This is a genomic window from Xanthomonas hortorum, from assembly GCF_040279205.1.
Lineage (GTDB): Bacteria > Pseudomonadota > Gammaproteobacteria > Xanthomonadales > Xanthomonadaceae > Xanthomonas > Xanthomonas hortorum_F.
In genome coordinates, this window is record NZ_JBEOLS010000022.1 from 60,176 (window position 1) to 70,591 (window position 10,416).

The 10,416-nt window shown below is 60.8% G+C and carries 15 protein-coding genes, 2 tRNA genes and 1 pseudogene; 2 read left to right on the plus strand and 16 right to left on the minus strand.

Annotation, left to right across the window (positions count from 1 at the left end; translation table 11 throughout):
- Positions 1-26: 26 nt before the first annotated feature.
- The 5 genes from ABS769_RS10985 to uvrB form a co-directional block, all read right to left on the minus strand.
- Positions 27-437 (minus strand): TcpQ domain-containing protein, encoded by a 411-nt coding sequence (locus ABS769_RS10985; protein WP_006449256.1) that lies wholly within the window; start codon positions 435-437, stop codon positions 27-29.
- A gap of 345 nt (positions 438-782) precedes the next feature.
- Complete coding sequence (locus ABS769_RS10990; RefSeq protein ID WP_350498159.1) at positions 783-2,456, minus strand: type IV secretory system conjugative DNA transfer family protein; 1,674 nt, start codon at positions 2,454-2,456, stop codon at positions 783-785.
- Between the two features lie 37 nt (positions 2,457-2,493).
- Positions 2,494-2,736 (minus strand): hypothetical protein, encoded by a 243-nt coding sequence (locus ABS769_RS10995; RefSeq protein WP_317061343.1) that lies wholly within the window; start codon positions 2,734-2,736, stop codon positions 2,494-2,496.
- A 189-nt stretch (positions 2,737-2,925) separates the two neighbouring features.
- Positions 2,926-3,000 (minus strand) — tRNA-Val (locus ABS769_RS11000).
- Positions 3,001-3,097: 97 nt separating this feature from the next.
- A complete protein-coding gene (gene uvrB, locus ABS769_RS11005; protein ID WP_168958456.1) occupies positions 3,098-5,119 on the minus strand; it encodes an excinuclease ABC subunit UvrB in 2,022 nt (673 codons plus the stop codon).
- 150 nt (positions 5,120-5,269) lie between these two features.
- Between uvrB and ABS769_RS11010 the strand changes: the two genes are divergently transcribed.
- Both ABS769_RS11010 and ABS769_RS11015 read left to right on the plus strand, forming a co-directional pair.
- Positions 5,270-5,803, plus strand: a complete 534-nt coding sequence (locus tag ABS769_RS11010; RefSeq protein ID WP_317061342.1) for a GspH/FimT family pseudopilin — start codon at positions 5,270-5,272, stop codon at positions 5,801-5,803.
- Positions 5,804-5,861: 58 nt separating this feature from the next.
- Positions 5,862-5,938, plus strand: a tRNA-Asn gene (locus tag ABS769_RS11015).
- A 78-nt stretch (positions 5,939-6,016) separates the two neighbouring features.
- Here the strand turns inward: ABS769_RS11015 and ABS769_RS11020 are convergent.
- The 11 genes and pseudogenes from ABS769_RS11020 to ABS769_RS11070 all read right to left on the minus strand — a co-directional run.
- Positions 6,017-7,258 carry a site-specific integrase gene (locus tag ABS769_RS11020; RefSeq protein WP_317061341.1) on the minus strand — a complete coding sequence of 414 codons (1,242 nt, stop codon included), beginning with the start codon at positions 7,256-7,258 and terminating at the stop codon, positions 6,017-6,019.
- The gene (locus ABS769_RS11025; protein WP_317061340.1) at positions 7,258-7,476 is read right to left on the minus strand and encodes a hypothetical protein; all 219 of its coding nucleotides are present in this window, start codon (positions 7,474-7,476) and stop codon (positions 7,258-7,260) included. Before ABS769_RS11025 ends, ABS769_RS11020 begins: the two co-directional genes overlap by 1 nt.
- Positions 7,473-7,682: a DUF7696 family protein gene (locus tag ABS769_RS11030; protein ID WP_317061339.1), complete on the minus strand. Its 210-nt coding sequence runs from the start codon at positions 7,680-7,682 to the stop codon at positions 7,473-7,475. Before ABS769_RS11030 ends, ABS769_RS11025 begins: the two co-directional genes overlap by 4 nt.
- Positions 7,683-7,947: 265 nt before the next feature.
- Entirely contained in the window at positions 7,948-8,172 is a 225-nt protein-coding gene (locus ABS769_RS11035; protein ID WP_317061338.1) for a hypothetical protein, read from the minus strand.
- Positions 8,169-8,441: a hypothetical protein gene (locus tag ABS769_RS11040; protein ID WP_317061337.1), complete on the minus strand. Its 273-nt coding sequence runs from the start codon at positions 8,439-8,441 to the stop codon at positions 8,169-8,171. Before ABS769_RS11040 ends, ABS769_RS11035 begins: the two co-directional genes overlap by 4 nt.
- Positions 8,434-8,616 (minus strand): hypothetical protein, encoded by a 183-nt coding sequence (locus ABS769_RS11045; protein WP_317061336.1) that lies wholly within the window; start codon positions 8,614-8,616, stop codon positions 8,434-8,436. The genes ABS769_RS11040 and ABS769_RS11045 overlap by 8 nt, the downstream gene beginning before the upstream one ends.
- Positions 8,609-9,040, minus strand: coding sequence for a hypothetical protein (locus ABS769_RS11050; protein WP_317061335.1), 432 nt, complete (start codon positions 9,038-9,040; stop codon positions 8,609-8,611). Before ABS769_RS11050 ends, ABS769_RS11045 begins: the two co-directional genes overlap by 8 nt.
- A gap of 78 nt (positions 9,041-9,118) precedes the next feature.
- Positions 9,119-9,391, minus strand: a complete 273-nt coding sequence (locus ABS769_RS11055; RefSeq protein WP_317061334.1) for a hypothetical protein — start codon at positions 9,389-9,391, stop codon at positions 9,119-9,121.
- Positions 9,391-9,678: a hypothetical protein gene (locus ABS769_RS11060; protein WP_317061333.1), complete on the minus strand. Its 288-nt coding sequence runs from the start codon at positions 9,676-9,678 to the stop codon at positions 9,391-9,393. The genes ABS769_RS11055 and ABS769_RS11060 overlap by 1 nt, the downstream gene beginning before the upstream one ends.
- The gene (locus tag ABS769_RS11065; protein ID WP_317061332.1) at positions 9,675-9,893 is read right to left on the minus strand and encodes a hypothetical protein; all 219 of its coding nucleotides are present in this window, start codon (positions 9,891-9,893) and stop codon (positions 9,675-9,677) included. The genes ABS769_RS11060 and ABS769_RS11065 overlap by 4 nt, the downstream gene beginning before the upstream one ends.
- 323 nt (positions 9,894-10,216) lie before the next feature.
- Positions 10,217-10,416 (minus strand): annotated as a pseudogene (locus tag ABS769_RS11070) (hypothetical protein); the annotation flags it as partial.

Here is a 10,416-nt window from a genome sequence, read left to right on the forward strand (position 1 = left end):
GGTGCATCGCATCAGTCGACGCGTCCTTAAAGCTTGGATCCGGTTGATACCGCTACGGGCTGCACGAGCAGCTTGTTGGCAGACACTGATACCGAGACTCCTTGCGCCGCGTACACAGCACTGAGCTCAGTGGCGGCCTGCTGCACGCTGGTGGTGCTGATATTCGAAACTGGTGCGATCAGGGTGTAGTCCGACGGCAAGTTGTAGGACAACTGCATGTTGGAGTCTGCGGCCCAACGCTCAAGCATCGTCTTCAGCGTGCCATCCATCGGCGTGGCCTGATACGTGTAGGAGGTGTAGAGCGGAATTTCGGTCGGGGCCTCGTCAAAGTGATTGACGTGCTTCCAGCGCCCGCCAAAGTCAGGAGCAGGCTTGGTCGCGCAGGCGCCAGCCAACATGGCAGCCGCTAACACCAATGACAGCTTGGACACATACATCGGATTCACTCTGACTTCTCCAACTCAGGAAATTTCGGGCTTGATGATGGACAGCACTGCGGCCCCGCGCACCTAACAGTGGCGGAGCTATGAGGGCTCTGAGAAACCGGTTGGAAACGCGAGGCGCACATGACCCGCCCAAGCGGGCGAAGCAGTGCAGCGCATACGCGTAGACGAAGATGAGCACACAGAAGAACCATCCATAGCCTTACTCCTATACGACCCCGTCCGGCGCCGCCCCTTAACAAAAAATCAACAATGCAAGAATTTCGGGTAACTTTGCCCTTAACGGACACATGAGTCAAGAATTACCCATCCACATATGCACCCAAAACGTGATGGATATCACACTCTAATGGAAAGCGTTTTCACGCCCGTCTTGGGCAGCAGTCGCGCGGTGAAGTAACGATCTTCGTAGTAGCGGATCTTGTCGCACTTCACAGGATGCGGAATACCTTCATACAGGAACACTTCTTTCTCGTTGCCCATTGCCTTGAGCTCCTGGGGAAGCATCAGTGCACGCCGCTCTTCGGAAACACTACGGGTCGTCTCTCGGCCCCGGGTGATGTTTTTCTTCTTGATCGTCGTGTAACCCAGCATCTCCGAGTAGTCGTTCGCGTCCTGCTGCTCGCGCGGCGCGTACAGGATCTGCAATGCGTGGTTGGTGATGATCGTTCGCGATAGATCCTTGCCGTATGTCGCATCCAACTGCGCCATGCTCTGGATGATCGGCAACAGTCTGAGGTTGTACCCCGCCATGTACGCGACCGCGGTCGCGATGATGTCCACTTTGCCGATCGAGGTGAATTCGTCCATCAACAACAAGCACTGGTACTTCAGCTCCGGATTGGACTTCGGAAGCTCCCGCGTGTTGAGGTTGATGATCTGGCTGAAGAGCAGGTTGATGATGAGCCTGCTCTCGGCCAGCTTGTTGGGCTGGATGCCGATGTAGATGGTCATCTTCTTCTTGCGAAGATCGGTCAGCATGAAGTCGTCAGCACTGGTTGCCGCATCCAATACGGGGTTGATCCATGCGTTGAGCGGCTCTTTCAAGGTGCCCATGATCGATGCAAAGGTCTCATCGGCCTGTGACAGCATGTTGGCAAACGCCGAGCGTGCGTTGCTGCTAAGGAATCTGCGCTCGGAGAGCGACTTCAGATATTTCTTCAGGTCTGTGCCATCTCCGGACGACAGCCGATAAATGCCACCGAGCGTGGGCGCACCTGCGCCACCAGGGAAGCCAAGTGACAGTTCCTCATCCTGGTTTTCGAACAGGTACAGCGCGAACGCCATGAACGCGTTGCGCGCCTGGCTGACCCAGAACTTCTGGTCGTCCGACCCGTCCGGATACAACATCGCCGCAATGCTCATCAGATCCGAGACGCGGAACGCCGGATCATTGGAGACGTAGGTCAGCGGGTTCCAGCGATGCGTTCGGCGATCTTCAGCGAACGGATTGAACAGGAAGACCTCATGCCCCTGACTGGCGCGCCAGCCACTGGTCAGATCGAAGTTTTCCTGCTTGATGTCCAGGACAACGATCGATTCCTGATATTCGAGCAGATTGGGGATGACCACACCAACGCCCTTGCCGGAGCGCGTGGGCGCGGCAAGGATCACGAATTGCTGCCCGCTTAGTCGCACCAGCTTGCCGTTGAACTTGCCGACGACAATTCCATTACCACTCGGCTTGAACAACCCGTGCTTGGAAAGATCTGCGGCTCCGGCAAAGCGCGCGTCACCATGCAGCGCACGTGGCTTTGGCTTGAGCACAACCACAACCGTAATGGCCCAGACGATCCCCGGCAGACCAAAACCGAGGACACCCGACATCTTGATCTTGGTCGCGTAAGGCGCCACTTCCGGCAACCCCAATGCGCTGACGTAGCGGTAGTAGGTGTCCCAGGAATACAACCCGGTATCGAGTCGCAACAGCAGCAATGTCAGATACCCGGACAGGGCATATCCAACGAGCAACGTCACCGCAGTGGCGATTGCAATTATTTTAGCTTTGGACACGCGACCCTACTCCTTAGGCTTACATCTCGACGGCCGTCTAGCGACGGGCAACCGGCTTGTGATCGATCAGATCTGACTTGCGCCCGCCGCTTTCGCTCTCGACCAGCGAGTCGATCCAGACCCTGGCTTGATCCAGGGAGAGATCCGGCGTTATCCGGGTGCCGGCGTCTGTCACAACGGCATATGCCACCACCGTGTCAGGCGCGTAGATTTCTTCCCGGGTGATTGCCACCACACGGTATCCCCCTCTGGTCAGCACGGTGTGCTGATACTCGTCCATTGCCAGCCTTCCTTTCGTCAGCGCGGAAGCGATGCTAAAGCAAGACGTGTGATGGAGAAAGCGGTTTCAACAACGCTGACAGATCCGCAGACCAGCCTATGCACACGAAGCGTGCCAATGGCTATATTGGGATAACAGCAAGATGATCGTGTTCAAACCACTCAAGTCGCCGTGTATCCGGACTTGGAGTGGTGGGCGGTACAGGGTTCGAACCTGTGACCCCTACCATGTCAAGGTAGTGCTCTACCGCTGAGCTAACCGCCCGTTTCCTGCGTCAGCATTGCGCTGTGCAGGGCGCGCATTCTAGCGCAGGGTTTCGCGGGCCACAAGCCCTCCCTGCACGTGAGCACCCTGCCCCGCCCTACGCCAGGCTCGCCGCCTTCAATTTCTGGATCTGGTCGCGAATCTGCGCTGCGGCCTCGAACTCCAGATCCTTGGCGTGCTGGTACATCTTCTGCTCCAGGCTCTTGAGCTTGCCGGCGATCTGGGCCGGCCCCATCGCGCGGTAGTCGACAGTGTCTTCGGCGATCTGACGTGACTTCGAACGACCTTTGCCGGCTTTCTTCTCGGCGGCATCCTCGCGCGCGCCTTCCATGATGTCGGAGATCGGGCGCTGCACGGATTTCGGCGTGATGCCATGTTCGAGGTTGTACTCGACCTGCTTCTCGCGACGACGGTCGGTTTCGTCGATCGCCGCCTGCATCGAACGCGTCATCTTGTCGGCATACAGGATTGCCTTGCCACGCAGGTTGCGCGCGGCGCGCCCGATCGTCTGGATCAACGAACCAGTCGAACGCAGGAAGCCCTCCTTGTCGGCATCCAGGATCGCCACCAGCGACACTTCCGGCATGTCCAGACCTTCGCGCAGCAGATTGATGCCGACCAGCACGTCGAATTTGCCAAGGCGCAGATCGCGGATGATCTCAACCCGCTCAACAGTATCGATGTCCGAATGCAGGTAGCGCACGCGAATGCCGTGCTCGCCCAGGTATTCGGTGAGGTTCTCGGACATGCGCTTGGTTAGCGTGGTCACCAACACGCGATCGCCGAGCTTGATGCGCTCATGGATCTCGGACATCAAGTCGTCGACCTGCGTGCCGACCGGGCGGATCTCGACCACCGGGTCGATCAGGCCGGTCGGGCGCACCACCAGCTCGGTGATCTCGCCTGCAGACTCGCGCAGCTCATACGGACCTGGTGTGGCCGAGACATAGATGCTGCGTGGCGAACGCGCCTCCCACTCTTCGAAACGCAGCGGCCGGTTATCCAACGCGGACGGAAGACGGAAGCCGAATTCCACCAGCGTTTCCTTGCGCGAACGATCGCCTTTGTACATCGCGCCGATCTGCGGAATGGTCACATGCGACTCGTCGATGACCAGCAGCGCATCAGGCGGCAGGTAGTCGAACAAGGTCGGCGGCGGCTCGCCAGGCGCCTTGCCGGTGAGATGCCGCGAGTAGTTTTCGATACCGTTGCAGAAGCCGACCTCGGCCATCATTTCCAGGTCGAACTGGGTGCGCTGCGCCAGGCGCTGCGCTTCGACCAGCTTGTTCTGCGAATACAGCTGCTCCAATCGCTCCTTCAACTCGTCCTTGATCGTATCCACCGCACTGAGCGTGCGCTCGCGCGTGGTCGCGTAATGCGTCTTGGGATACACGGTGTAGCGCTGCAACTTGCGCAATGTTTCGCCGGTGAGCGGATCGAACAAGGTCAGCTGCTCGATGTCGCCGTCGAACAACTCGATACGCAATGCCTCGGTGTCCGACTCGGCCGGGAAGACATCGAGCACCTCGCCACGCACGCGGAACGCGCCGCGCGTCAGCTCGAATTCGTTGCGCGTGTACTGCAGATCGCTGAGATGACGGATCAACTTGCGCTGATCGATGTGCTCGCCCACCGACAGGATCAAGCGCAGCGACAAATAGTCTTCCGGCGCGCCCAGACCGTAGATCGCCGAGACCGTAGCCACCACCAACGAATCGCGACGCGACAGCAAGGTCTTGGTGGCGGACAACCGCATCTGCTCGATGTGCTCGTTGATCGAACTGTCCTTCTCGATGAAGGTATCCGACGACGGCACATAGGCCTCGGGCTGGTAGTAGTCGTAGTAGCTGACGAAGTACTCCACCGCGTTATTCGGAAAGAACGACTTGAACTCGCCGTACAACTGCGCCGCCAACGTCTTGTTCGGCGCCATCACCAGGGTCGGCTTCTGTACCTGCTCGATCACGTTGGCGATGGTGTAGGTCTTACCCGAGCCAGTCACGCCCAACAGGGTCTGCTTGGCCAGGCCGGCCTCGAAATTGGCCACCAACTTGTCAATGGCTGCCGGCTGATCGCCGGCTGGGGAGTACGGGGATACGAGCTGAAAACGGTCGGTCATGGAGCAGTGCCCTCACATCGACCGAATAGTATAGCGACAGCCGATGACGGCGATGTTCGTGCTTTTCCCACCCCAGTCCTGGCAATGCTCTGATCGTCGAGCCTGTCCGCTTGTTGGACGCTTCAAGCTGCACGCATGGAGCACAAACGAATGGAAAAGCTACTTCATCAGTCCGGAATCAGCCTGTTGGAAGTTGTGATTACCACGGCCGTGCTTGCTATGCTCGCTTCCATTGCGTGGCCATCCTTCACTGATTTGCGTCAGACGCAACATGTACGTGCAACGATTTTCGAGCTCACCGCTACCCTTGCGATGGCACGCTCGACCTCCATTTCGAGAGGCACTCCAGTTGCCCTGTGCCCAAGTTCGCCAGTGCAAGACTGCATCGAAAGCAACAATTGGACCGGGGGCTGGCTCGTCTATTCCGACCCGGATGGCAATCGAAGTCCGGATAGTGGGGACGATGTCATTTCGACAGCTGCCCTCAAGCCATCTTCACAGCTTCAGATCCGAACGACGTCAGGACGTAAGCAAGTGCGCTACGGCCCGCTCGGTCGAGCACTTGGCAGCAACCTGACATTTCATATCTGCAGCCAAGGCCTCCTTAGAGGAGAAGTCGTTGTTAACACGGCTGGACGTCCCCGATCCCGCCTGCTGGAAAAGTCCGAGCCCTGCCCGACCTGAAATTTCTCTAGTAGGGGGTTGCATAGCAGCCAGTCGCTCCCTATAATTTGGCTCCCCCGCCCGAATAGCTCAGCCGGTTAGAGCACTTGACTGTTAATCAGGGGGTCGTTGGTTCGAGTCCAACTTCGGGCGCCAAAAACATCAAGGGCTTGCGATCAATTCGCTAGCCCTTTTTTGTTGAACCGGGAAAATTGCCGGGAAAATTCGCGGCCCTCACGACTCTGAAGGCTTGACCCGGTCAACGAACGCCAACGCCCCTGCTATCGCCTCATCAGTGGGCAACGTTGGCGGTGCTATCACCTGCAACTCGTGATCGTAGCGGTGCGTCATCTGTGGCGTGATGTGGCCTGCAGCATCCTGCTTATGCGCCCGCGTACCACTTGTGTCAGTAATGCCGCGATGCTTGAGACCATGCAGCGTGAAGCGCGCCTCCTCCTCGATCACGCCGGCCTCGATCGCCGCGGTGATCAAGCGCTGCCAGGCAGTCTTCAATGTTGATCGCGCCAAGCGTGTGCCGGTCTGGGTGACCAACAGGCCACGCTGCTCGGGGCGCAGCGGAACCGGTCGTTTGTGTGCATGGATCCGTCGAGCACGGTAGTCCCGCAGCCAGATCCATGCCCATCGCAGATCATCGTTCCAGGCGGTGATGTTGTCGCGAGAACCTTTGCGGCGCGTGCAGCGCACTCCCTGGTGCAGCGCGTCCGCATCTGTTAGATCGGTCACTTCGACACCACGCAGACGTGCGTTGTAGGCCAGTACCATCACCGCCGGCATGTATGGCGGGATTGCTCCCTTCGCGTGTAGCGGTAAGGCAGCCCGTGCCTTGGCGAACTCAAGCACCGCCATAAACGATTGCGGATCAGGCATCTTTGCATCCGCGCGCTCTGTCGCACCGCGCACTCCGCTGGCCGGGTTGGTCTTGCAATGGCCGATGCGTATGCCCCAGGCAAAAAGCCGGTGTAGATACCGCAGCGTGTGATTGGCCTTGGACGGACGGGCAAGTAATGCGGGCTGCACGGCGCTTGCTTCCCGCCCCTTGGCGAGCGCTTCGACCAAGCGCTGCACCAGGGGAACGGACAGACGGTCCACCTGCAGGCTACCGAGCAAACTGCCGTCCTTCAGCACGTAGCCGCAGGCCACCTCGGCATGGTGATCGTAGTCATCGCGGGTGCTGCGAGAAAGGTCACGGTACTCGGTGGATAGCTTGAACGCGTTGGACAGGTATTGCAGGGAGCCGACCAGGCCGGCACCACGAGATGCTTCCCTGGCCGCGTGGAGGTCGGAAAGTCTCGCATCCGCATACGCAATCGTGCGCTTCCTTGTTGGGCCGCCTTCGGGGTGCGGCTCGATGATGTACCAGCGCCCATCGGCCCAGTAGACGCCCTTTGGGAGGGCGTCTTGGTCGATGTGCCTGGGGATATCCGGGTTGAACTTGCGCTTCCTGCCGCGTCCCATCAGATCAGCTCCATGTTGTGTAGCTCAGTGGCGTTCTGGGCCAGCCCCACTGCAGCGTTGAGCGCGTCCAGGGTTGTCCAGATTCCGCCTCTTCCGTCGTATTTGTAGAGAATTCCCTGCTCGCGCGCCCAGCGCACTACCGTGGATGCGCGTGGAGCAGGACCGACCGGCGCGCAGAGGCGACGCAGATCTTCGAACGTAATCACCGAGCTGCTCACGTCCCTTTCCCCCCGATCCACTCCCGTCTGTGCTGCCATTGCTCGCGCATTTCCTCGACGAGCAAGTCAGCAGCTGCGTAGCCGCGCTGAGCGGCAATGCGGAGCCGTAGTTCTTGCACCTTAGCCGCATCCACGTAGCCCAGCCGGATCCAGTGGCGCGCCTCGCAAGCCCTGCGAAACGCTTCCATATTCGCGCCATCAATCATCGCTGGCGCGTACCAGTGAAGCGCAGGCCAAGCTGCACGACGTTTGGCGCGCAGTGACGTGGCTGACGCGGTGCGCGTATCCGATGAGCTCGGCGCCATTCGATCATGGCCAACTCGTAGTTAGGGTGCTTCTGAGTGCGCCCACACACGCACTCGATGAAGTGCCCGCCGCCCGCCTCGGGGCGGCGGGCATCGAGCATGTGGCGAGCCAGGTGGCCGTTCGTGCAAGGCGGCAGAGGACTGTCGTGGTCGACCTGACGTTGTGTCACGGTACCTCCAGGCGCAGCACGCGCTCGGCGTCCCGAAGGTGTTGCACGGTGTCGGAGTCGATCCGGTCCAGCGCCTCGGCGATGGTGTAGTCCATCTCGGTCAGCCAATCGGCTCGATTCAGCACCAGAGCCGCAGTGAGCGCCTCTCCAGTGGACAAGTGGCCAGGCTCTCCCATGCGTGCTGCGGCGCGAGCAACCTCGATCGTTCGCTGCAGGTTCATGGCTGCGTCCTCCATGCGGCGCCGAGCCTGGCGCGTGCTTCCTCGACACGCATGAGGCGCAAGCCCCAACGCACCGACCAGGTGCGCGCCTGCTGCTCGTCGCAGGTCAGGATCAGTTGCCCGGAAGACTCCAGGCGATCAGCACGGAACGTGAACAACATTTCGTCCAGTTCGATGACCTCCTGCAGGCCGAGTTCCCGACATAGAGCCTCGGCGTTGAGAGATTTGCAGCTGCCCTGCGGACCCAGAAGGATGACCGACTCAGCCATGGGTAGCCTCCCGCCGTACAGCCATGCGGGTGCGGCGACGCAAGCGCTGCGGCACCTGTCCAACGGCCAGGCCTTTCTGGGTGAGGCGCGGGCGGCGCGACGCCCACAGTTTGTAGACCAGCGCGCCGCCGGCGGCCGGCGCCAGGACCATCGTCAGAGCGAGCAGCTCAACCATTGGCCACCTCCCGTGCGGCCTGTGCGACTGCTGCAGCTGCAGCTGCAGCTGCAGTCGGCCTGCGCGGCAGCATGTTGGCCAGGTCAAAGGGGAAGTCCAGGCCGTCCATGAACTCAGCCAACTCCGTGCTGATGCGGTCTTCCGCCGTCGTCCACAGGCGGGGCCCATCGATGAGTTTCCAGCCGGTGCCGGTGCCGCGCCGCCGCTCCCACGACTGGCGAGCCTCGCGAATCGGTCCCATGTTCAGGGTGGCAGTGACCACGACCGCACCATGCGTGACGTGCATGGTGATGGTTGCTGAGCAGTCGCCCATGTTGCGGTCGTAGGCGTCAACGGTCGGCGTGTTAGCCTCCGGACCGGGTCCGGTGCCCAAAGCCAGCAGACGTGTTGCCGTGGCTGGACGTGTTCCAGTTTGCTGTTGCATATCGACTCTCCTGAGTTGCGTTGGTGGAGGGCCTTGGGGCGGTGTTACAGCACCGCCCGCCGGCCCGCTGTTGCGGGGTTAGATCAGGTCGGCGCCAGATGGCGGAGTGCTGGGATCAAGCTCGCGCAGGCGCTGCGCGCCGCCGAGGACATCAAGCAGTTCGTGACGGATGTACTCGGCCACTGCCGCCGGTCCGTCGTGATTGATGCCTGCTTCGATCGCGATATCGTTGGTCAGCGCGGCAAGCAGCGAGGCCGCGTGGTAAGCACGCCAGAGTCGGAATTGTTCCTCTTCGCTGATCGAGAAATCAGCGTCCTCTGGCAGCCGGGTGTCTGCGTGAGTGGCGTCCATCAAGCCACCTCCAATGCGGGCATGCGCTCGATCACCCAGTCCTGCAGCGCGGCGGCCTCGGCCTCCGGCATGACCACGTGCAACGACCCGATGACCAGGCCAGTGCCGTCGTCGACCGGGAATAACTCACAAGGCTCTTCGATCGTGCTGCAGGCGAACATGACCGGTCGACGGTCATGCAGGCCATCTGCGTACAGTTCGGCAAGCACGTCGGTCGCCCGGATCTGCAGGAGCAGATAGACGCCGGGCGCGACGCGCAGCGCCTTGTGCAGGTCGCGGCGGCTCACTGGCGCACCTCGGCCAGGTCGGCATTGATGCTGGAAATGGCGGCCTCAACATCGGCCAAGGTCAGCGCCTCTGGCGCTTTGCTCATGGCCTGCAGCTTCGCCTGCAGGGCGAGCCAGGCGGTGTGATTCCAGTCGAGGGTGTCGGCGATCAGGCCGAAATAATGGGCGATCTGACGCGCGGCGTTGGCCGGCGCTTCTTGAGCGTCGTAGGACATGGTGGATTCCTTGAGTTGACTGGAATCCGCCGCCCCGACGCCAATCGGGGTGGCGGACGGTGCGGGTTGGCGTACCGGACTCAAGGAACCGGCGGGCCTTGCGGCCCCCACGCACCGCCCGCCATAGAACTGGCAGGCACGCGCCCGAGCGAACGCCGGGCGAGAAAAAAGCGCCTGGCATCGATCGATGGGCGCTGTTGCGCCTTGAGAAGTCGGGACGCCAATCCCGGTCGCCGATTTTGCGGCGACACGGTAATGGTTGCTCCGCTCCCGGGTAGAAGTCAACGAAAATTTCCCAAAATTTCTCACATGGGCGATCGCGCTCATTTGGCAAACACCCAGCACTTAACGGTGGTACCGGCGCCGCTGTGCTCGTCCTTGAGGACGGCGCTGTTGACGGCCACGTTCGCGCCGATGAATTTGTGCCGGCGCGAGTCCCCGAGCAGCGCACGCAGCACCTTGAGATCGGGCACGGCTTGGCTGAACTGCGCAGCCCGTGCAGCGAAGTGGTTGAGGTTGATCG